Raw genomic sequence first — 20,293 nt, 5'->3', positions numbered from 1 at the left:
CGGATCGGGTTTCCGCCTGTGGGCGGAGCGGCCGAGCCACCCCGCCCACCATCGGACCGACTCGTCAGCCCCTGCCCCCGCAACCCCCGACCCGTTCCGTACTCAACGCGATGTCATCCACCCGCATCTCGTACGACGACGGAGTCGGGTCGCCCTGGTACAGCTGCCAGCCCAGCTTCAGCTTGTCGAAGGTCGGGAAGGCGAAGTCGGAGTCCTGGGCGCCGCCGTGGCTCTGGGTGGAGACCGTCAGGTCCGACTGCTCGACCCCGTCGAAATACACCGTGACCCGGCTGTCCGCAGCGTCGAGATGGAACTCCACGCACTGCCATTGGTCTGCGACCGCCGGTGCCGACGTCTTCCACGACGTCCAGTCGCCCGTCGGGCCCAGGTCGGAGCCGACGCCCCAGAAGTTGCCCTTGTCCGTGGGGGCGTACTGGCCGCCCAACGGACGTACGAGGGTGGGGGAGTCCGCGCCGGAGACCTCCGCGATCGTCCAGTGGGCCCAGTCGGGGGCCGTGGGGAACGCGTCCACGCGTAGGCGCATGCGGGCCCAGTAACTGTTGCCGGGCGCCGAGAGGTTGGGGAAGACGACGAAGGCGCGGCCGTTGCCCTGCGTACGGATGCGGAGTTCTCGGCCCTTGCCGGTCGTGCTCGGGGCAACGGTCAGGGTGCCGTTGGAGGTGTCCGTCGTCCAGCCGCGGCCAGCGGTGACCGGGCCGATGGGAAGGTGGTCGAAGTTCTCCCGTACGAAAGGACGTTGGCCAAGTGCCGTGTCGTGGGCGGGAGTTGCCGAGGCAGTGGGGGGTATCGCGAGCAGTGTGGCCGACGTGGCTGCGGCGGCCGACAGTGCTGCGATCGATTTCCTCAGGATGGTCATGTGCCCAGTCTGTAACGGGAGTTGACCAAGTTCCTAGTGGTACTGGTGGGTATTGAGGGTGTGCGTGGCTCGCGATCGCCACGGTCACCGCGAGGCCGAAATGCCCGGTGGCCGTGCCTCTGTCGATACAGAAGCACGGCCACCAGAGAGCAATGAAAGGTCAGAACCGCCGAGTGATCAGCGCCCTCTTCACTTCCTGGATCGCCTTCGTGACCTCGATGCCACGCGGGCACGCGTCCGTGCAGTTGAACGTGGTCCGGCAGCGCCAGACGCCGTCCCGGTCGTTCAGGATCTCCAGGCGCTGCTCGCCCGCCTCGTCACGCGAGTCGAAGATGAAGCGGTGCGCGTTGACGATCGCGGCCGGGCCGAAGTACTGGCCGTCGTTCCAGAACACCGGGCACGAGGACGTGCACGCCGCGCACAGGATGCACTTCGTGGTGTCGTCGAACCGTTCCCGGTCCTCCGCCGTCTGGAGGCGCTCGCGCGTCGGCTCGTTGGTGTCCTTCGTGATGAGGAAGGGCATCACGTCGCGGTACGCCTGGAAGAACGGGTCCATGTCGACGATCAGGTCCTTCAGGACCGTCAGGCCCTTGATGGGCTCGACCGTGATCGGCTTGACGGGGTTGATGTCCTTGATCAGGGTCTTGCAGGCAAGGCGGTTCTTGCCGTTGATCCGCATGGCGTCCGAGCCGCAGATGCCGTGCGCGCAGGAGCGACGGAACGTCAGCGAACCGTCCTGGTCCCACTTGATCTTGTGGAGGGCGTCGAGGACGCGCTCCTTCGGGTCGATCTCCAGCTGGAAGTCTTCCCAGACCGCCTCGGCCGCCAGCTCCGGGTTGAAGCGGCGGATGCGGAAGGTGACCGTGATGTACGGGGAGTCGGCGAAGCCGGGCTCGGGCTCGCCGGCCGCGTCCGCCTTGTCCAGAACAGGGGTTGCCATCAGTACTTACGCTCCATCGGCTGGTAGCGGGTCTGGACGACCGGCTTGTAGTCGAGACGGATGGACTCGGTGCCGTCGTCGCCCACCTCGCGGTACGCCATGGTGTGGCGCATGAAGTTGACGTCGTCGCGGGTCGGGTAGTCCTCGCGGTAGTGACCGCCGCGCGACTCCTTGCGGGCCAGCGCGGAGACCGCCATGACCTCGGCCAGGTCGAGCAGGTTGCCCAGCTCGATGGCCTCCAGGAGGTCGGTGTTGAACCGCTTGCCCTTGTCCTGGATCGAGACGTTCCGGTAGCGCTCGCGGAGTTCCGCGATCTTCTCCACCGCCGTCTTGATCGTCTGCTCCGTACGGAACACCATGACGTTCGCGTCCATGGTCTCCTGGAGCTCCAGGCGCAGTGCGGCGACCCGCTCCGTGCCCGTGGACTCGCGCAGGTGCTCCACCTGGGAGATCACCAACTCCGCCGGGTTCTCGGGGAGTTCGACGAAGTCGGCCTTCTGGCTGTACTCCGCCGCCGCGATACCGGCCCGCTTCCCGAACACGTTGATGTCCAGGAGGCTGTTGGTGCCGAGGCGGTTGGCGCCGTGCACCGACACACACGCGACCTCGCCGGCCGCGTACAGGCCGGGCACCACCGTCGTGTTGTCGCGGAGCACCTCACCCTCGACGTTCGTCGGGATGCCGCCCATCGCGTAGTGCGCGGTGGGCTGGATCGGGATCGGGTCCGTGTACGGCTCGATACCGAGGTAGGTGCGCGCGAACTCGGTGATGTCGGGCAGCTTGGCGTCCAGCTGCTCCGGCGGGAGGTGGGTGAGGTCGAGGTAGACGTGGTCGCCCTCGGGACCGCAGCCACGGCCCTCACGGATCTCCGTGTAGATGGACCGGGACACGACGTCACGCGACGCCAGGTCCTTCATCACCGGCGCGTACTTCTCCATGAAGCGCTCGCCGTCCTTGTTGCGGAGGATGCCGCCCTCACCGCGGGCGCCCTCCGTCAGCAGGATGCCCATGCGCCAGATGCCGGTCGGGTGGAACTGGAAGAACTCCATGTCCTCCAGCGGCAGCCCGCGACGGTAGACCGCCGCCTGGCCGTCACCCGTCAGCGTGTGCGCGTTCGACGTCACCTTGAAGAACTTGCCGCAGCCGCCGGACGCGTAGATCACGGCCTTCGCCTGGAAGACGTGGATCTCACCGGTGGCGAGTTCGTAGGCGATGACGCCGGCCGACCGCTTCACACCGTCGACCTCGACGATCAGCTGGTCGAGGACGTAGAACTCGTTGAAGAACTCCACGCCCTCCTTCACGCAGTTCTGGTACAGCGTCTGGAGGATCATGTGGCCGGTACGGTCGGCCGCGTAGCAGGACCGGCGGACCGGCGCCTCACCGTGGTTACGGGAGTGTCCGCCGAAGCGGCGCTGGTCGATCGTGCCGTCGGGCGTGCGGTTGAACGGCAGGCCCATCTTCTCCAGGTCGAGGACCGAGTCGATGGCCTCCTTCGCCAGGATCTCGGCGGCGTCCTGGTCGACCAGGTAGTCACCGCCCTTGATCGTGTCGAAGGTGTGCCACTCCCAGTTGTCCTCTTCCACGTTGGCGAGCGCGGCGGCCATACCGCCCTGCGCGGCGCCCGTGTGGGACCTGGTCGGGTAGAGCTTCGTCAGTACGGCGGTACGGCTGCGCTTCGTCGACTCGATCGCGGCGCGCATGCCGGCGCCGCCCGCGCCGACGATGACGGTGTCGTACTTGTGGATCTTCATCAGGATTTCCTCAGTCCCTCAGCACCGTGGCCTAGCGGATGTTCGGGTCGAAGGTGAAGATCACCAGCGTGCCCAGCAGGATCGTGAACACCGTGGCGGTGTAGAGCAGGCCCTTGAGCCACAGTCGGGTGTTCGCGCGCTCCGCGTAGTCGTTGATGACGGTGCGCAGGCCGTTGGCGCCGTGCAGCATCGCCAGCCACAGCATCAGCAGGTCCCAGACCTGCCAGAACGGCGAGGCCCAGCGGCCGGCCACGAAGGCGAAGCCGATCTTGGAGACACCGCCGTCCAGCACGAGCTGGATGAGGAGGTGGCCCAGGACCAGCACGACCAGCACGATGCCGGACAGCCGCATGAACAGCCAGCCGTACATCTCGAAGTTGCCCCGGGTGGACTTGGGGGTCTTCTTCGTACGCTTGCGCGGGGCCTCGATCAGGGGAGCCGGGTTGTCGGCGTCGTACCCCGCGAACGTGCCCGCGCCCTCGACGGGGCCGATGCCCGAGGCGGTGGATTCAGTCGTCGCCATGTGCGTCAGCTCCCGAACAGTTCACGAGCGGCGTGACCGAGGACGGGGTAGACCGCCCCGATCATCAGCACGACCCACAGGCCGACGACGGTCCACAGCATCTGCTTCTGGTAGCGCGGGCCCTTCGACCAGAAGTCGACGGCGATGACGCGGAGGCCGTTCAGTGCGTGGAAGAGGATGGCGGCGACGAGGCCGTACTCCAGCACGGCGACGATCGGCGTCTTGTACGTGGCCACAACCTTGTCGTAGGCCTCGGGAGAGACACGGACGAGAGCGGTGTCCAGGACGTGTACGAACAGGAAGAAGAAGATGAGGACGCCGGTGACTCGATGAGCCACCCAGGACCACATTCCTTCCCGGCCGCGGTACAGCGTTCCAGCCGGCACGGAAAACCCTCCGGGAGCGGGGATCGGGGCCGCGCCGGCTTCGGTTGTCGGACGGGCCCGGCCGGGTACGGTCCACCGGCCCTCGCCATCGTAGCGACGTGTTGTCGGAACGCTTACAGCGGGCCTACCGATGTGATCAAACAGGCTTCGTACGGGCTATTGCGTGCGGCTACTGGGGGAGGTGTTTGCGGTTTGTCTGCCGGGTGACCGGTCAGATGTGGCTGGTCGCTCCCCCACTCTCGGCTTCGCTCGAGCGGGGGGACCCCCATCGCGGCGGAGCCGCAATATGTTGCAGCCCCGCGCCCCTGAGCATGCCCACCAACCGTTCTCTTGCCAGGCGCCGGAGTTCTTCCGCCGCCACAACCCGCTCTTCCTCCGGATCGTTGGTCAGACGTGACCGGATGGCGGTCAGGATCGTGTTCAGGACCTCCGTCGGAGGCGTGCCGTCCAGGCAGATGACGAAGACATGCCCGAACCTGGCCTCGTACGCCGCATGCGCGGCCCCCAGGGCCGTGTGGGCCGCCGCGTACACCTCGTCCGGCAGAGCGGGCAGCGACTCGGCGGCCAGCGCCTCCGACAGATCGCCCGGGGTCAGGTCGTACGCCGCCTCGTCCGCTGCCGCGAGCAGGGAGTCCAGGTCAGGGTAGGGACGGTGGTCGGCGAGACGGCGGGCCCAGCGGAGGCTGCGCAGGCAGGTGAGGAGCACGCGCTCGATGTCCTCGGCGGGCTCGGTGTTGAACCGTGCCAGGCTCAGCGCCGTAGGAGAGGGGGACTCGGTGCGCGTCTGTGCCGGCATGGCGAGCGGGCCGGAGAACTGGGGAAGACGGTGCGCGGACAGCGTGAGTCCTCGGAGGTCTGAGTCGGTGTGTGAGATGCGCCTGGAGAGTGGAGAGGCGCCGCTCACATTATCGAGAGTGGTCAGGAGCTGTCCGACGGAGGTCTGAATTTCACCCGAACGGGAGAGTTTCGGAACGTACGGTGGACGCTTTCGTTGGGGTGGGGCCGTAGGTTCAGAGGTGGAGGCGAACCAGGAGGTGCGTGGCATGCGGGCGATACGTGAGGCTCTGGCAGGTGGGACCCGGTGACCGGGCGGAGGCGCCGGGCTCCTGAGCGGAAACGGGGTCTGATCGGGAAGACGTACGGACAGGGGTCCGGGTTGCTTCTCGGGGCCGGTGTTCTCGTCGCGGCCGGTGCGGTCGGGGTGACCGTCGTCCTCTGGCCGGTCGGAAACACGGGCACCAGCACCAGCACCGACTCCGGCAGCGACATCGCGTCGACCGGCGTGGCGCGCTCCTCGGACACGGCCGGGACGGACAGCTCCGCGGCCACGGCGTCCCGCGCCCCTGCCTCCCCCTCCCCGTCTCCCGCCCGGGTCTACCCCCTCTCCAAGACTCCCCGCACCATCCCCGCCGTACGCGAGCACGTACCCGCCCGGGGGCCGGGCTGGCGGCCCGCCTCGGCGTCCCGGGTGGTCGTCACCGCCGCCGGCCTCGCCGACGAGGGGAAGCTGCTCGCCGGCGAGCTGCGGATGACGTACGGCGGGACGGCCGCCCCCCGAGCCGGGGACGTCCAGCTGAAGCTGGACCCGGCGCAGGCGGCGAAGGGCCCCGAGTCCTACACCCTCACCGTCAAGAGCGGCCGTGTCACCGTGGCCGCCCCCGCCGAAGCCGGCGTCTTCTACGGCACCCGCACCCTCAAGCAGGAGGTGACCGGCGGGAGCACCGCCTCCGAGGGTGTCGTGCGCGACCGGCCGGCCAAGGCGCAGCGCGGGCTGATGCTGGACATCGCCCGCAAGCACTTCACGGCGGCCTGGATCGAGGCCCGCGTCCGTGAGCTGGGCGACCTCAAGTTCAACGAGCTGGGCCTGCACTTCTCCGACGACCAGGGCTTCCGGATCGCCTCGGACACGCACCCGGAGGTCGTGTCCCAGAACCACCTCACCAAGGCCGAGGTCCGCCGCATCCTCGCCCTCGCCGCGAGCCGTCACATCACCGTCGTGCCCGAGATCGACTCCCCGGGCCACCTGGGCGCTGTCCTCGCCGCCCACCCCGACCTCCAGCTGAAGAACGCGCAGGGCACGGCGGCACGCGGGGCGATCGACATCTCCGAGCCCGGGGCCGCGAAGATCGTCGACGACCTGCTGGGCGAGTACGCTGACCTCTTCCCGGGCGCGTCCTGGCACCTGGGCGGCGACGAGTACCGGGCCCTGGCCGTGTCCGACCCGGCTGCCTCCTACCCTCAGCTCGCCGCCGCGGCCACCGAGAAGTACGGGCCCGGCGCCGGCGTCTCCGACCTGGCGACGGGCTGGCTCAACGACCGCGCCGCGACCGTCCGCGCCCACAACCGGACGAACGTGCGCGCCTGGAACGACGGCTTCTACAAGTCGAGCTCGGTCCAGCCGGGCAAGGACATCCAGGTCGCCTACTGGACCGGCAAGGAGATCGGCGCCCGGCAGCCGACCGCCTACCTGAGCGCGGGCCGCAAGGTCGTCAACTACAACGACGAGTACCTCTACTACGTGCTCGGGCAGCCGAACACCTTCGTCTATCCGACCGGCGAGCGGATCTACAAGCAGTGGACCCCCCGGGTGCTGCGCGGCAGTACGGCCGTCTCCGCGTCGTACGACGGGCAGATCCTCGGCGGGGTCTTCGCCGTCTGGTGCGACCTCGCCGGATCGCAGACCCAGAACCAGGTGGCCGCCGGAATACGGCTGCCGCTGCGGGCGACCGTGCAGAAACTGTGGGATCCCCGGGCCCAGCCACCCCTGTCCTGGACCGCGTTCAAGAAACTGGCGGGCACGCTGGGCTGAAACCGGCTGGACGCGGGGGCCGGGTGAACCATAGGTTCCGCACAGGTATTCGTATGTCGGGCGTGCCCCTGGGGAAGGGGCGCGCCCGGCTTCTTGTCGGGGGATCCGTATGTTCTGCAAGCGCTGCCATGTGTTCAAGGCGTCGACGCCCGCCGGCCTGTGTTCCGGCTGCGCCGCCGATCCCGATCCCGGGCCCGTATCGACGCCCGCTCCCGCGCCCGTGGCGGCTTCCGCACCGACCGGCCCCGTCGTCCAGCCGCACGGACCGGCCTGGCTGCGTTCGCCGGTCGGAATCGGCAAGGCCGTCGTCGTCATGCTCGGCGTGGTCATCGCCGCCGACCTCTTCGCCGTCGGCGCCGGCATCAACATGTACGACGTGATGGGCGCCCTCGCGGACGACGGCCTGGGCAATGGCGGCTACAACGCCCTCATGCGCCGCTCCGACCAGGCTGACTCGCTCTACTACGCCGCCGGAGTCGCGCAGACGGCGGCCTTCTTCGCGGCGGCCGTCTTCTTCCTCGTCTGGTTCCTGCGTGTACGGGTCAACGCCGAGGTGTTCAACCCGTTCGGGCACACCATGAAGCGCGGCTGGACGGGCTGGTGCTGGTTCGTGCCGGTCGTCAGCCTGTGGTTCCCGCGCCGGATCATGCTGGACATCTGGGACGCGAGCAGCCCCGCGGGTACCCGCGCCCCGCACGGGCTCGTCAACGCCTGGTGGACGCTGTGGCTCATCACGCTCTTCATCAACCCGGAGGATTTCGGCACGTTCGACCGCGCCGACACGGCCGACGAGATCCGCAGTGCCGTCGTCCAGGTGCTCGTCTCCGATGCCGTCGACATCGTGGCAGCCGTCCTCGCGATCCTCGTCGTGCTCCGGCTGACCCGTATGCAGCACGAGAAGGCCCTGCGGGGGCCTGTCCCCATGGGCGTCTGACGTCCGATTGTCGGATCCCTGGCCAACTCGCCGTGTCTGTGGTGTATTCGGCGCGGGCAGTGCGAGCAGAACCGAAACGCCAGGGGGATGGCATTGGGTTACTGGGGCTACTTGATCGTGGGCAGGAGCGAGCGGCCGCTCGCGGAGACCGACGCCCTGAGTCCGGTGCGCGACGGGCTGACCTCGCGCGAACGCCGGGACGACGGCTGGCAGGTGTGGGAGTACCCGAGCGGCGACGGTGACGTCGGCAGCATGAACACGCTCGCCATGGAGACCGGCGCGCCCGCGCTCTTCGGGTACGTGATGGACAGCCACTGTGTGGTGCTGGAGGCGGCGGCGCCCACGAGCGGGGCGTGGACCACCTGTCTGGCGCGCGGCGCGATGGCCGGGTACCTGGGTGCCGGGCAGGGCGAAGGGGAGACCGAGAGCGAGGAAGGCGCCGGGCTCACGCTCGACGACTACTTCCTGGAACCCGGCGACGCCGCCCGACGCGCGGTCGACTGGGCCGCCGAGGCCGGCCACACGGTGAACGCCGCGCCGCTCCTCGACGTACTGACTTCGGAACCCGACCCGTTGGCCGAAAACCTGTTCTTCCGGTTCCTCGACCGACTTGGTGTTCTGCCCCTGTGACGCTCCGGGTACGTTGCACGCAGCTAGGGACAGTACGGGCACCGTAAGGGATGGCGCCCTCGGAGGGAGGCCTGCATGAGCCTGGTGGAACTGATCGCCGGCGCTGACGAGCGTGGCCTGACAGTCAGCGGACTGGCTTGTTTGGATCGGTGTGTGTCCCTCCTCGGCGGTGACGACGAGAGCCTGCGTCCCCTGTGGACCAGCCTCACCGACGGCAGCGACGCCGAGGACTGGGCGACCCGCCTGGAACAGACCCGGGTCAAGCTCGGCCCCGACGACCCGGCCGCCCCCGTGGCCTCCGCCGAGGGTGAGGCCACCTTCCTCGCCCGGCGGATGCTCGCCACCGCCCCCGCCACCCGGTCCGGCGCCGACCTGCGCGAATGGGCCGACGACTGCTCTGTCGCCGCCCTCCGTATCCACCGGCTCCTGGACGCCTCCGCCACCGGCCCGTCCTCGGTCGACTCCCACCGTGAAGGCCGTACGGAGGGCATCTCGCCCCTCGTGGCGGCCGAACTGCGGCGCCAGATCACCGTCCTGGAACTGCTCGCCGGCCACGGTTCCGGCGGACTGCGGCAGGCGCTGGCGGTGTCGACGGAGGGGCGGCGTGTCCTGCGCGCCGTGGTGTCGCGACGGGCACGCGGACGGGCCTGACCCTAAGAACCGGGGGCACTGTTGCTTTCCCGTGATCGTTCTGGAATGGACCTGCGGTGGTCCCGCGCCGATCCCGGGCAGTCGCCGGAATCGGGTTACGCGGGCCGCCGACCATACGCACGCTTTCCTGGACTTTGAATCCTCCCCCAGTTGAAGCAGGGGGATTCCTGGCTCACGCCGCCTGCGGGTCAGCGACCCAACAGGTCTTCCACGATCAACACCAGCCGGGTTGAAACCAGCCCGGTTTGTACCGCAAAGCTTGGAGGTGCATGTGCTGTCTTGGTTCTCGATCAGCTCCGTACGGCCGATGGGCGGTTGTGGGACCCGGTCGACGAGGCCCGCCGCTGTTTCGCCGGCCACGGTTCGCTGCGGCTGCTGTGCCGGGACGCCACGACGATCTGAACCGGCGCCAGCAGTGACGTTTCCGTGCCGAGCGACGCAGATGCCCATGGGGGCGGAAGACGGGGAGCCGAACCCGCACTCGCACGCGGTACGCCGCCACGCCGGCACGGACGAGGACAGCGCTTGGGCCAGGGACGACGGAAACCCCGCCGGGTACAGCTGTACGACGCGGAGTTGGGCGACGCCGTCGCGCGGGCCCAGGACGGGGACGAGGCCGCCTTCGCGGTCGCGTACCGGCTCGTGCAGCCCGGACTCCTCGGCTATCTGCGCGGGCTCGTCGGCGACGAGGCGGAGGACGTGGCGTCCGACGCCTGGCTGGAGATCTCCCGCGACCTGGGCCGCTTCAAGGGTGACGGCGCCGGTTTCCGCGGCTGGACGGCGACCATCGCCCGCAACCGCGCCCTCGACCTGCTGCGCCGCAGACGGACCCGGCCCCAGGGGACGCCGCTCGAACCGGACGTACTGGACCTGCCCGGCCCGCACAGCACCCCCGACCAGGCCCTGGAGACCCTCTCCACGGAGTACGCCCTCGGGCTCATCGCCGGACTCCCGCCCGACCAGGCCGAGGCGGTACTGCTCCGGGTGGTCGTCGGTCTCGACGCCCCGGCCGCAGCCCGCGTCCTCGGCAAACGCCCCGGCGCGGTACGCACGGCCGCACACCGGGGCCTGAAACGCCTGGCCCGGCAACTGGGGGAACCGACATGAACGACGACGACACGGCAGGCGGCCGACGCCGGGGGCACCTGGCAGGGCTGCTCGGCGCCGCCCTGCGCAAAGGCCCACGGGACGACGACGCCACCGGCGACGGGGAGCGGAGGGCGATCGCCGCGTTTCTCCTGGCCCGGGACTCCGGCGCGCACAAGGTGACACGCACCCGGCGCCGGGACGACTGGCGATGACGGAGGGTCCTGCGACAAAGGAGGGTCCCGCTGTCCGCCGATGGCAACGACCGGGGCCGCCACCCCCCACAGGAGAGGCCCCGGCCGTCGCGCGGCACGGGCCGCGCGGCGGCCCGTATCTCCTACAGCGTCGCGCGTGCGTTTTCTGTCACACCGTCACCGGATCACGAGTTAGTTGCACGTTGTACGGACATGGACGAGGAACGCTTTCACGCCGTAACGTGCCTTTCGCTACAGGCTGCGGACGACAGGCAACTGCATCCACTGAGGTCTTGAGGTGTGCGCGGTGCAGGGGGACGACGCGGAGCTGACCACCGCGGTGCTTGCGGCACAGACCGGGGACGAGACCGCGTTCCGGACTGTGTACCGCTCGGTGCACCCACGGCTGCTCGGGTATGTACGGACGCTGGTCGGCGATCCGGACGCCGAGGACGTGACGTCCGAGGCCTGGCTCCAGATCGCCCGCGACCTGGACCGGTTCAGCGGGGACGCGGACCGGTTCCGGGGCTGGGCCGCCCGGATCGCCCGCAACCGAGCCCTCGACCACATACGGATGCGCGGGCGCCGCCCCGTCATAGGCGGCGACGAGACCGAGCTGTCCGGCCGGCCCGCCGACTCCGACACGGCGAGCGAGGCCATGGAGTCGCTGGCCACCGACAGCACCCTCTCCCTCATCGCCCGGCTTCCGCAGGACCAGGCCGAGGCCGTCGTCCTGCGGGTGGTCGTCGGCCTCGACGCCAAGACCGCCGCCGAGACCCTCGGCAAGCGCCCCGGAGCCGTCCGCACGGCGGCGCACCGAGGGCTGAGACGGCTCGCGGAGCTGCTCGGCGAGGACCCGGACGCGACCGCCGCGCTCGACGCACTGCCGCCCCCACGGGAACCGCAGGGACGTGCGGTTTCGTCGGCCGGTGTGACGCATACGCGTTCGCGGACGCAGAAGGACATGTGATGGCCGACGACGACCCGTACAGGTGGCTGGACCGCGCTGCGGCGGAACGTTTGCTGAGCGGGGAACCGCTGGAGCCCTCACTGGAGTCCGTGAGCCCCGAAGCCCGCGACCAGGCAGAGCTGCTCGCCAAGACCCTGGGCGCGCTCTCCGTGGACACCCCGCCTGGCAGCGCCGAACTCCCGGGCGAGGCCGCCGCGTTGGCCGCTTTCCGCAAGGCCCGCCCGGCCCCGGACGTCACCACCGTTGCCCCCGCGACCGCAACGCCGTCCGCGTCGGACCTGGGCTCGGACATGGGCCTCGTACGGGTGGGAGGGTTCGGGCGTTCCGGTGCCTCCCACCGGCGCGGCGCCCGCGCGGCCCGCTGGGGCCGTCCTCTGCGGCTGGGGCTCGGTGCCGCGCTGACCGTCGGCATGGTCGGCTCGGTCGCGATGGCCGCCGGCGTCGGCGTCCTGCCCAACCCGTTCGGCGGGCACGAGCCCGGCCGCCCCGCCGCCACGGTGTCGGCCGACGCGTCACGCGACCCCATGCTCGGCTCACCGTCGCCGGACGTGACCGGGGGCAAGGGCGTCCCGTCCCTCAGGCCCGACAGCACGGCCGGGGGCTCCTTCGACAAGGGCACCGCCGGGGGTGACGAGCCCGAGGACAGCCCGACCGGCACGGGACAGGGCTCCCGCACCGATCCGGACCTGCCCGGCGACCGGCGCAGCGCACTCGCCCTGTCCTGCCGCGACATACGCAGCGGCAAGAAACTGGAGGCGGAGCGCAGACGGGCCCTGGAGAAGGCGGCCAAGGGTTCCAAGAAGGTCTCCCAGTACTGCGAGGACACCCTGAGGGACGAACCGGACGTCCGCTCGAACGCCGACACGGGCACGGGCACCGGCACCGGCAGCGGCAGCGGGGCGGGCGGGGGAGACACCGGCGCCGAGGACGGCCAGAACGGCGCCGGTGACACCGGCGGCCAGGGCAACGGACTGAGTGGCGACAACGGCGACGGCAATGGCGACGACGGCGGAAACGGCCACGGGAGCGGCAACGGCGGGGGCCACGGCAGCCGGGCAGCGGCGAAGCCGACGCCCACACCGACGACCTTCACCGCGCTCAGGGTGGACGAGCCCCAGTACGAACCGGGGCCGGACCCCGACCCGTCGTACGGCGTCCTGCCGCTGCCGACGGCCACCTGAGCCCCGTACGCCCCGGAGCGCACTTCTCCGCACCGCGGTGCATGGCTCCGACCTGCGCAGATGCGCGCGGGCGATGTGCTCCGGCGAAGTTCTCGCGCGCCGGGTGTGACACTTTCGGCGGCGGCGACGCAGTAGGAAGTGAGCCGACTGGTCATCGGTTCCTCGCACAGAGCCGGGGGTTCCCCCCGTACCTTCGGCTCGTGCACCTGGCGCGGGCGGGACACGTTCCCCCGGTCCCGTCCGCGCCCCAGATCACCCTCACGGTCGCAGGCTCACGGCCTCACCAGTAGATGACGACCTTGTCGCCGTTGCTCACCTCGGCGAAGATCGCGGCGATAGCCGTCTCGTCCCGGATGTTCACACAGCCGTGCGAGGCGCCGCCGTAGCCGCGGACCGCGAAGTCGGCGGAGTAGTGGACCGCCTGGCCGCCGCTGAAGAACATCGCGTAGGGCATGGGGGAGTCGTAGAGCGTCGACACGTGGTGCCGTGACTTCCAGTAGACGCTGAAGACGCCTTCCCGGGTCGGCGTGTACTGGCTGCCGAACCGCACGGCCACCGTCGAGACGGTCCGGCCGTCGATCATCCAGCGCAGCGTCCGGCTCGTCTTGCTGATGCACAGCACCCGGCCCGTCAGACAGCGCGGGTCGGCATAGGCGGCCGGCTGCCCGCCCATCAGATACAGCTCCCACTGTCCCGGTTCGTGCGTCATCCGCAGCAGCCGCTGCCAGGTGACGGTGTCGGTCCGCCCGGTGCGCGGCAGCCCGCGTTTGCCCTGGAAGCCCCTGACGGCGTTCTCCGTCAGATCGTCGTACGAACCGGTCGGCCCGTCGTAGAGCCAGGCGACCTGACGCAGCCGCGCCTGGAGTTCCCGCACGTCCCGCCCGCTGTCACCGCGCGACCAGAGAACGGCGGCGGGAGGGGAGGGCGCGGGGTCCGCCTTCTTGGGTGTGGGTGTGGGAGTGGGCGCCGGTGCGGTCGTGGCGCCGGGTTTGTCGTCGGGCGGGTGTGAAACCTGGATGTGCACGGGCGACCGCGGGTCGCCGTCCGGGTCCGTGGTCTGCACCGTGCAACCGCCCACGGCAAGAGCCGTGAGAACGGCGAACATCACCTTTCGCATGCCCGTAGTACGCAAGCCGGACCCCCCGAAGCTCATCAGCCAAACCCCCGTGAAAGCTACGCCGAGGCACACACCATGACGCGCGAGTCGGCCCCAGGACTACCCGTCGAACCGATGTACAGGCCCGCCGCGCCTTCCGATGCCCCCTGAGCTGGGCGTTTCATCCGAATGGGTGATCGGAAGGGGAAAGCGCACGCCCCCGGTTACTCTCGTGAAGTGTGACCCCTGAAGAGGAGGATGCCGTGGCCGTACTGCAGCACGAGCTGACGTTGGGCGAAGCCGCCGACCAGCTCTCCCGTGCACTGCCCGGGCACCGCGTGGAGATTCTCCAGGGGAGGCTCACTGTGACACCACCGCCGGACGGCTCTCACGCGCTGTCTTTGACGAAGCTGGGGAGGGCTTTCGATCTGGCAGGCATCGTCGCTGCCGGGCATGAATATGTTCAGGGTGTCGGCCTCCGGCTGCCCGCGCTGCCCGAGGACTTCGCGATCCCTGACTTCTCCGTCGTCGACGAGGACTTCCGCGACGCCCACGTCACGAAGAACTACTACGCCCCGAAAGTCTTCCGCCTCGTGGTCGAAGTGACCTCCTCCAACTGGTCCGACGACCTCTATGTCAAGGTCGAGTGCTACGCCCAGGCAGGCATCCCCGCCTACCTCGTCGCTGACCGCAAGCACGGCGAGGTGCTCCTCTACGCCGACCCGGTCGACGGCAAGTATCCCGACCCGCAGCGCTTCAAGCGGGGCCAGAGCGTGCTGGTTCCCGAGTCGGTCGGCGTTCGGGTCGAACTCTCCGTGGACACTCTCCTCGACGGCTGACCTTGGGGGTGTCGTACCCCTGTGCGACACTCCCTCCATGTTCGGCGTAACCGACCTCCCCACGTATCTGACCGGCCTGGTCCTGATCGTCCTGCTCCCCGGCCCCAACTCGCTCTACGTCCTCTCCGTCGCTGCCCGTCGAGGCGTCCGCGTCGGATACACGGCCGCGGCGGGCGTCTGGTGCGGGGATGCCGTGCTGATGATCCTCTCGGCGGCCGGGGTGGCCTCGCTGCTCCAGACGAACGCCCTGCTGTTCGGGAGCGTGAAATTCGCGGGCGCCGGCTATCTGATGTGGCTCGCGATCGGCATGCTGCGAGCCGCCTGGGGCATGTGGCGCACCCGGCGGGAAGAGGCCGAGGTCCAGGACGCGCCCGTCGGCACCGAAGAGCGGCCCTATCGCCGTGCCCTCGTCATCAGCCTCTTCAACCCGAAGGCGATCCTCTTCTTCGTCGCCTTCTTCGTGCAGTTCGTCGACCCCGGATACGCCTACCCGGCCGTCTCCTTCGTCGTCCTCGGCGCCTTCGCCCAGCTCGCCAGCTTCCTCTATCTCACCGCGCTGATATTCGGCGGGACCAGGCTGGCCGCCGCCTTCCGGCGCCGTCGGCGACTGTCGGCGGGGGCGACCTCGGCGGCGGGCGCGCTGTTCATCGGCTTCGCCGTGAAACTGTCGCTGGCCGGTTCCTAGCCGAGTTCTCCGAGGGCGCCGATGCCCTCCGCGTACTCCCGCAGCCCCTCCGCCGTGGCCCCCGCCCAGCCGACGTAACCGTCCGGGCGGACCAGGAACACCCCGGTGCCGTACGCCTCGTACGAGAGGAGACGGACCATGGGGACGGGCAGCACCGGCAGTGCCGTGGCCGTGCCCACCGACACCAGGGTCCAGTGCGGGCCGCGGAACGTGTCGAAGAGGCGTACGCCGTCCACCGTGCCGTCCGGGGCGCGGTCGCCCGCGTGGACCGGGCCCGGGGCCGGGCGGGTCTCCACCGCCAGCGACGAGTCGCGGTAGCCGAGGGCGAGCTGCCGGGTCGCCTCACCGCGCCTGATCTCGCCCCGGTGGACACCCGTCGAGATGCCCAGCATCTGCCCGGCGATCGGCCGGCGCTCCTCCTCGTACGTGGCCAGCAGGGACTCGGCCACCCCGCCCCGCAGCACCGCGCCCAGCTTCCAGCCCAGGTTGTACGCGTCCTGGACGCTCGTGTTCAGGCCCTGGCCCCCCGCGGGGGAGTGGACGTGCGCCGCGTCCCCGGCGAGGAACACCCGGCCGGAGCGGAAGCTGTCCGCCAGTGCCGCGCGCGGGCGGAAGTCCGAGGCCCAGCGGACCTCGGTCAGGTCCTCGGGGGCAAGGTGCGAGCGGGCCGCGGCGACCTTGCGGATGCCCTCCAGGGACAGGTCCGGGTGGTCGCCCTCAGGGAACTGGGCCACCAGCTGGAAGTCCTCCGTCCCGGCCAGCGGGCAGATCGCGAGGAAGCCCGTGCCGTCCGCCCGCGGAGGGAAGACATGCCAGTTGTCGCGGTCCAGGCCGGTGATCCGTACGTCCGCCACGAGGATCGGGTTCGGGTCGACCGTCTCGCCCGTCATGGCGATACCCAGCGCCCGGCGGATCGTCGAGCGGCCACCGTCGGCCGCGACGACGTACCGCGCACGGACGGGCTCACCGGCGGCGAAGGCGACCGTCACGCCCTCCGTGTCCTGCTCGAGGCCCACGACCTCGCGGCCGAACTCCACCCGCCCGCCCAGCTCCGTCAGCCGCGCGGACAGGATCTCCTGCGTCCTCCACTGCGGCACCATCCACGGCTCGGCCCCGTACGGAGACTCCTCGCCCTCCTCCGCCGGGTCGAACATCCGGTGCTCGCCCACTCGCCTGCCGTCCTGCCAGATCATCCCGACCGGATACGGGCCCCCGGCGCCCCGGATCGCGTCCAGTACCCCGAGGTCGTCGAAGACCTCCATCGTGCGCGGCTGGATGCCCTTGCCCCGCGACCCGGGGAACAGCGCCTCGGCCCGCTCCACGACCACCGCGTCCACCCCGCGCCGTGCGAGGTCCACGGCGAGTGCCAGTCCGGTGGGCCCGGCGCCCACCACCAGTACGTCAGCCACCAGTACGTCGGTCATCTCGACCATCTCCTTAACGTTGTTAAGTTCCCTTGCCCTCCGAGGGTGGCCTTAACGGTGTTAAGTTGTCAAGCGTGAGCACGGAACCAGCGGAACCAGCGGAACCAGCGGAGTCGGCAGAACCGGCGCGACGATCCGAACGACCCGGCCGACGAGCCCCCCTCGACCGCAAACGCGTCGCGGACACCGCCCTGAGACTCCTGGGCGAGGTCGGCCTCGACGGGCTCACCCTGCGTGCCATCGCCAAGGAGCTGGACGTCAAGGCGCCCGCCCTGTACTGGCACTTCAAGGACAAGCAGGCCCTGCTCGACGAGATGGCGACCGAGATGTACCGGCGGATGGTCGCCGGTCCGCCCCTCGGCCCCGACGTCCCCTGGGACGAGCGCCTGCTCACCGCCAACCGAGGCCTGCGCGACGCCCTGCTCGGCTACCGCGACGGCGCCAAGGTGTTCAGCGGCTCCCGTTTCACCGGCGTCGAGCACGCCGTCCAGATGGAGGAGAACCTCCGCTGCTTCGTCGACGCGGGCTTCACTCCGGTCCAGGCCGTGCGCGCGAACATGACCGCGTACGTCTATACGATTGGCTTCGTCACGGAGGAACAGGGCGTCCAGCCGCTGCCCGGCGAGCGCCGGGAGGGGTACGACGTCGAGGAGCGGGCCCGGCGGATGGCAGACTTTCCCCTGTCGGCCGCGGCCGGCGCCGAGGTCTTCCAGGACTACGACCGACAGTTCGAGGAAGGGCTGGGGCTGGTGCTCGCAGGGATCAGGACGACGTACGCGATGACGTACGGCAAGTCGTCGTGACGCGCTGGGAGTTCGGCCCGGTCCTCATCCTCCGAGTGCTGTCCGGCCGGGACCGAGTTGACATCCGGCGCCGAATAACTCTTACTGTCGCGGAATCTGCAGCTGAGAGAGCCCAGGTGTGCGCGTGACCAACCGATCCCCGATACTGTCCGTCATCGTCCCTTGTTACAACATCGAGACCTATGTCTCGGACACAGTGACGAGTCTCGTCAACAACGACCAGGACGACTTCGAGTTCATCTTCATCGAGGACCGCTCGACGAAGGACAAGACCTACGAGGCGTTGCTGGAGCTGACGAAGCGGCTGAAGCACGGCAGGGTGATCCAGCACGAGCAGAACGGTGGCCTGGCCACCGCCCGCAACACCGGCATCGACGCGGCCGAAGGCACCTACCTCACCTTCCTCGACGGTGACGACTGGCTGGCCCCGGGCTATCTGCAGGACCTCGTGGACGTCATCCAGCGCCACGACGTCGACTTCGTGCGCACCGACCACGTCCAGGTCAACGGCATCGAGCGGGCCGTCCACCGGGCGCCCGAGGGCCGCCGGAACGTCCCGCTGGACCCGCGCACCTCGATCCTCCCGGTCGACGACACCACGATGGTCGACTACCCCTACGCCTGGGCCGGCGTCTACCACCGCCGCCTCCTCGACAAGGGCCTGCTGCGCTTCCACGACGGTCTCAAGACCGCCGAGGACCGCCCCTGGATCTGGGACCTGCACCGCAGGGCCGAGTCCTACGCGGTCGCCAGCCTGCGTGGCGTCTTCTACCGCCGGGGCGTCACCACCTCCCTCACCCAGATCGGCGACGTCCGCCAGCTGGACTTCTTCCGGTCCTTCGACCTCGTACTCGCCGAACTCGCAGGCGACCCCGAGGTCGGTCTGCTGCGCAAGAAGGCGCTGCGCAACTACTGCGTCGTCATCGCGCACCAGCTGCTCCAGCGCAGCCGTTTCGACCGGCCCACCGCCGCCAAACTGCGGCAGATGAGCGCCGACGCACTGAACAAGATGTCCGAGGACGAGCTCCAGGCCGCCCTCATCGGGATGGGCGAGCAACGCGTCCACCTGCTGCGGCGCGTGCGCGGCGGTATGAAGGGAATCGCGGCATGATCCAGATCTTCTTCTCGGCGACGCAGTACGCCGCGGCGACCGTCACGGCCGCCATCCGCGCCGGCCTCTTCGGCCCGCGCGAGAACCACCGCCGCATCCTGGTCGTCAGCAACACGGCCGCCATCCCGGAGGTCGGCACCCCGCTCGACAGGATGTCCGGCTTCGAGAAGCTGCGGCCCGAGTTCGACGAGGTGCGCTCCTGGAACGAGTTCATCTCCCCGCACCACCCGGCCGGCTGGTCCCCCCGCGCGCAGGACGCCATCATGTGGGAGAAGGCCGTACGCCTGGCCTGGAACCTCGGTGACGAGCCCGTCGAGATCGCCTGCGAGTCGATCCAGGCGAACCCCTCCCGCGCGGTCGCCGAGATCTTCGCCGACAGTCCGATCCACGTGTACGCGGACGGCCTGATGAGCTACGGCCCCACCCGCAACCGCGTCCCGCACGGCATGAGCAGCCGCATCGCGCGTGTGCTGCACCTCGACCTCATACCGGGTCTTCGGCCCCTCCTCCTCGCCGAGTACGGCGTGGAGCCGGTGCCGATCCCCAACGAGCCGATCGTCGGCGTGCTCAACGAGATCGGGGAGCAGGGAGTCGACATCCTGGCCGCCCGCATCCCCGCCGAGAACCGTCCGACGGCCGTGCTCCTCGGCCAGTACCTGTCCGCCATCAACCTCATCACCCAGGAGGAAGAGGAGGAGTTGCACGTCCGGATGCTCCGGGCCGCGGCCAAGGCCGGTCACACGGCCGTCCTGTTCAAGCCGCACCCGAGCGCCCCGGCCGCGTACTCGACCTCCCTGCAGAGCGCCGCCACGGAACTCGGCGTGCACCTGAGCGTGCTGAACGAACCGGTGCTCGCCGAGACGGTGTTCGCCTATCTGAAGCCGCAGCTCGTCGTCGGCTGCTTCTCCACCGCGCTGATGACCGCCGCGACCTTCTACGGCATCCCGGTCGCCCGGGTCGGCACGGACTCGCTCCTCGACGCCATCACGCCGTACGAGAACAGCAACCGCATCCCGCTCACCATCATCGACGCGGCCCTGCCCGACGCCGAACGCGACCTCGCGTCCAGCATCGGCACGCCGTCCGACGACCCCGGGCTCGTCGAGCGGCTGTCGCCGCTGGTGAGGGCGGTCGGGTACTGCATGCAGTCCCGTAAGCACCCCGAGCTGCGCGACGAGGTCGCCGCCTGGCTGTCGGTCCACCTGTCGGAGAACGCCCACTACTTCAAGCGCCGCCGCCTGACCAGCCTCCGCCTCCCCGGCGGCAGCGCGGTCCGCGCGGAGACGCTGCGGCGCAACCCGACGGTCCGCAAGGTCGTGAAGAGGATCAGGGCCGCACAGTCCTGACACACAGGGATGTGGGCAAGCGAGAGGGCCCGGGGTCGGATTCCGACCCCGGGC

General features: G+C 69.8%; 22 protein-coding genes. 14 read left to right on the top strand and 8 right to left on the bottom strand.

Features of this window, described 5'->3' with window-relative positions:
- Positions 1-64 precede the first annotated feature (64 nt).
- From G3I71_RS38230 to G3I71_RS38205, 6 genes are all read right to left on the bottom strand, one after another.
- A complete protein-coding gene (locus G3I71_RS38230) occupies positions 65-877 on the bottom strand; it encodes a hypothetical protein (RefSeq protein WP_164322306.1) in 813 nt (270 codons plus the stop codon).
- 160 nt (positions 878-1,037) lie between these two features.
- Positions 1,038-1,817, bottom strand: coding sequence for a succinate dehydrogenase iron-sulfur subunit (locus G3I71_RS38225; protein ID WP_164322304.1), 780 nt, complete (start codon positions 1,815-1,817; stop codon positions 1,038-1,040).
- Positions 1,817-3,571, bottom strand: coding sequence for a succinate dehydrogenase flavoprotein subunit (sdhA, locus tag G3I71_RS38220; RefSeq protein ID WP_164322302.1), 1,755 nt, complete (start codon positions 3,569-3,571; stop codon positions 1,817-1,819). The genes G3I71_RS38225 and sdhA overlap by 1 nt, the downstream gene beginning before the upstream one ends.
- A 31-nt stretch (positions 3,572-3,602) precedes the next feature.
- Complete coding sequence (locus G3I71_RS38215; RefSeq protein WP_164322300.1) at positions 3,603-4,094, bottom strand: succinate dehydrogenase hydrophobic membrane anchor subunit; 492 nt, start codon at positions 4,092-4,094, stop codon at positions 3,603-3,605.
- 5 nt (positions 4,095-4,099) lie between these two features.
- Positions 4,100-4,480, bottom strand: coding sequence for a succinate dehydrogenase, cytochrome b556 subunit (sdhC, locus tag G3I71_RS38210; RefSeq protein WP_164322298.1), 381 nt, complete (start codon positions 4,478-4,480; stop codon positions 4,100-4,102).
- A 211-nt stretch (positions 4,481-4,691) separates the two neighbouring features.
- The gene (locus tag G3I71_RS38205; protein ID WP_164322297.1) at positions 4,692-5,276 is read right to left on the bottom strand and encodes a 2-oxo-4-hydroxy-4-carboxy-5-ureidoimidazoline decarboxylase; all 585 of its coding nucleotides are present in this window, start codon (positions 5,274-5,276) and stop codon (positions 4,692-4,694) included.
- A 360-nt stretch (positions 5,277-5,636) separates the two neighbouring features.
- Here G3I71_RS38205 and G3I71_RS38200 point away from each other — a divergent pair, with 360 nt between their 5' ends.
- The 9 genes from G3I71_RS38200 to G3I71_RS38165 all read left to right on the top strand — a co-directional run bounded on the left by G3I71_RS38200 (position 5,637) and on the right by G3I71_RS38165 (position 12,935).
- Complete coding sequence (locus tag G3I71_RS38200) at positions 5,637-7,289, top strand: glycoside hydrolase family 20 protein (protein WP_164322344.1); 1,653 nt, start codon at positions 5,637-5,639, stop codon at positions 7,287-7,289.
- A 109-nt stretch (positions 7,290-7,398) separates the two neighbouring features.
- The gene (locus G3I71_RS38195; protein ID WP_164322295.1) at positions 7,399-8,223 is read left to right on the top strand and encodes a DUF4328 domain-containing protein; all 825 of its coding nucleotides are present in this window, start codon (positions 7,399-7,401) and stop codon (positions 8,221-8,223) included.
- 93 nt (positions 8,224-8,316) lie between these two features.
- Positions 8,317-8,853, top strand: coding sequence for a hypothetical protein (locus tag G3I71_RS38190; RefSeq protein WP_164322342.1), 537 nt, complete (start codon positions 8,317-8,319; stop codon positions 8,851-8,853).
- A gap of 75 nt (positions 8,854-8,928) precedes the next feature.
- Entirely contained in the window at positions 8,929-9,504 is a 576-nt protein-coding gene (locus tag G3I71_RS38185; protein WP_164322293.1) for a hypothetical protein, read from the top strand.
- Between the two features lie 279 nt (positions 9,505-9,783).
- On the top strand, positions 9,784-9,906 hold the full coding sequence (locus G3I71_RS52415) for a hypothetical protein (protein WP_275409353.1): 123 nt from the start codon (positions 9,784-9,786) through the stop codon (positions 9,904-9,906).
- 123 nt (positions 9,907-10,029) lie between these two features.
- The gene (locus G3I71_RS38180) at positions 10,030-10,611 is read left to right on the top strand and encodes an RNA polymerase sigma factor (protein ID WP_164322291.1); all 582 of its coding nucleotides are present in this window, start codon (positions 10,030-10,032) and stop codon (positions 10,609-10,611) included.
- On the top strand, positions 10,608-10,805 hold the full coding sequence (locus G3I71_RS38175; protein ID WP_164322206.1) for a hypothetical protein: 198 nt from the start codon (positions 10,608-10,610) through the stop codon (positions 10,803-10,805). The genes G3I71_RS38180 and G3I71_RS38175 overlap by 4 nt, the downstream gene beginning before the upstream one ends.
- A 286-nt stretch (positions 10,806-11,091) precedes the next feature.
- Positions 11,092-11,754 carry an RNA polymerase sigma factor gene (locus tag G3I71_RS38170; RefSeq protein WP_164322290.1) on the top strand — a complete coding sequence of 221 codons (663 nt, stop codon included), beginning with the start codon at positions 11,092-11,094 and terminating at the stop codon, positions 11,752-11,754.
- Entirely contained in the window at positions 11,754-12,935 is a 1,182-nt protein-coding gene (locus tag G3I71_RS38165; protein WP_164322288.1) for a hypothetical protein, read from the top strand. The genes G3I71_RS38170 and G3I71_RS38165 overlap by 1 nt, the downstream gene beginning before the upstream one ends.
- Before the next feature lie 280 nt (positions 12,936-13,215).
- Here the strand turns inward: G3I71_RS38165 and G3I71_RS38160 are convergent, their stop codons facing one another.
- Positions 13,216-14,052 carry a L,D-transpeptidase family protein gene (locus G3I71_RS38160; protein ID WP_164322286.1) on the bottom strand — a complete coding sequence of 279 codons (837 nt, stop codon included), beginning with the start codon at positions 14,050-14,052 and terminating at the stop codon, positions 13,216-13,218.
- A 242-nt stretch (positions 14,053-14,294) separates the two neighbouring features.
- Here G3I71_RS38160 and G3I71_RS38155 point away from each other — a divergent pair, with 242 nt between their 5' ends.
- Together G3I71_RS38155 and leuE are read left to right on the top strand one after the other, a co-directional pair.
- Entirely contained in the window at positions 14,295-14,870 is a 576-nt protein-coding gene (locus G3I71_RS38155; protein WP_164322284.1) for a Uma2 family endonuclease, read from the top strand.
- 37 nt (positions 14,871-14,907) lie between these two features.
- Positions 14,908-15,555, top strand: coding sequence for a leucine efflux protein LeuE (gene leuE, locus G3I71_RS38150; RefSeq protein ID WP_164322282.1), 648 nt, complete (start codon positions 14,908-14,910; stop codon positions 15,553-15,555).
- Here the strand turns inward: leuE and G3I71_RS38145 are convergent.
- The gene (locus G3I71_RS38145) at positions 15,552-16,967 is read right to left on the bottom strand and encodes an FAD-dependent oxidoreductase (protein ID WP_164322340.1); all 1,416 of its coding nucleotides are present in this window, start codon (positions 16,965-16,967) and stop codon (positions 15,552-15,554) included. The two genes, leuE and G3I71_RS38145, sit on opposite strands and share 4 nt — an antisense overlap.
- Before the next feature lie 203 nt (positions 16,968-17,170).
- Between G3I71_RS38145 and G3I71_RS38140 the strand changes: the two genes are divergently transcribed.
- The 3 genes from G3I71_RS38140 (at position 17,171) to G3I71_RS38130 (ending at position 20,239) form a co-directional block, all read left to right on the top strand.
- Entirely contained in the window at positions 17,171-17,782 is a 612-nt protein-coding gene (locus G3I71_RS38140; protein ID WP_239149588.1) for a TetR/AcrR family transcriptional regulator, read from the top strand.
- 124 nt (positions 17,783-17,906) lie between these two features.
- Positions 17,907-18,893 (top strand): glycosyltransferase family 2 protein, encoded by a 987-nt coding sequence (locus tag G3I71_RS38135; protein WP_164322278.1) that lies wholly within the window; start codon positions 17,907-17,909, stop codon positions 18,891-18,893.
- Complete coding sequence (locus tag G3I71_RS38130) at positions 18,890-20,239, top strand: polysialyltransferase family glycosyltransferase (RefSeq protein WP_164322276.1); 1,350 nt, start codon at positions 18,890-18,892, stop codon at positions 20,237-20,239. The genes G3I71_RS38135 and G3I71_RS38130 overlap by 4 nt, the downstream gene beginning before the upstream one ends.
- Positions 20,240-20,293: the final 54 nt, after the last annotated feature.

The sequence above is a fragment of the Streptomyces sp. SID12501 genome (assembly GCF_010550245.1).
GTDB lineage: Bacteria > Actinomycetota > Actinomycetes > Streptomycetales > Streptomycetaceae > Streptomyces.
This window is presented reverse-complemented; position numbering and strand designations above follow the sequence as displayed.

Coding starts and splice junctions, on each gene's coding strand:
- G3I71_RS38185 (WP_164322293.1), top strand. CDS start 8,929: ATGAGCCTGGTGGAACTGATCGCCGGCGCTGACGAGCGTGGCCTGACA.
- G3I71_RS38165 (WP_164322288.1), top strand. CDS start 11,754: ATGGCCGACGACGACCCGTACAGGTGGCTGGACCGCGCTGCGGCGGAA.
- G3I71_RS38130 (WP_164322276.1), top strand. CDS start 18,890: ATGATCCAGATCTTCTTCTCGGCGACGCAGTACGCCGCGGCGACCGTC.
- G3I71_RS38195 (WP_164322295.1), top strand. CDS start 7,399: ATGTTCTGCAAGCGCTGCCATGTGTTCAAGGCGTCGACGCCCGCCGGC.
- G3I71_RS38175 (WP_164322206.1), top strand. CDS start 10,608: ATGAACGACGACGACACGGCAGGCGGCCGACGCCGGGGGCACCTGGCA.
- G3I71_RS38215 (WP_164322300.1), bottom strand. CDS start 4,094: ATGGCGACGACTGAATCCACCGCCTCGGGCATCGGCCCCGTCGAGGGC.
- G3I71_RS38205 (WP_164322297.1), bottom strand. CDS start 5,276: ATGCCGGCACAGACGCGCACCGAGTCCCCCTCTCCTACGGCGCTGAGC.
- sdhA (WP_164322302.1), bottom strand. CDS start 3,571: ATGAAGATCCACAAGTACGACACCGTCATCGTCGGCGCGGGCGGCGCC.
- G3I71_RS38230 (WP_164322306.1), bottom strand. CDS start 877: ATGACCATCCTGAGGAAATCGATCGCAGCACTGTCGGCCGCCGCAGCC.
- G3I71_RS38225 (WP_164322304.1), bottom strand. CDS start 1,817: ATGGCAACCCCTGTTCTGGACAAGGCGGACGCGGCCGGCGAGCCCGAG.
- G3I71_RS38160 (WP_164322286.1), bottom strand. CDS start 14,052: ATGCGAAAGGTGATGTTCGCCGTTCTCACGGCTCTTGCCGTGGGCGGT.
- leuE (WP_164322282.1), top strand. CDS start 14,908: ATGTTCGGCGTAACCGACCTCCCCACGTATCTGACCGGCCTGGTCCTG.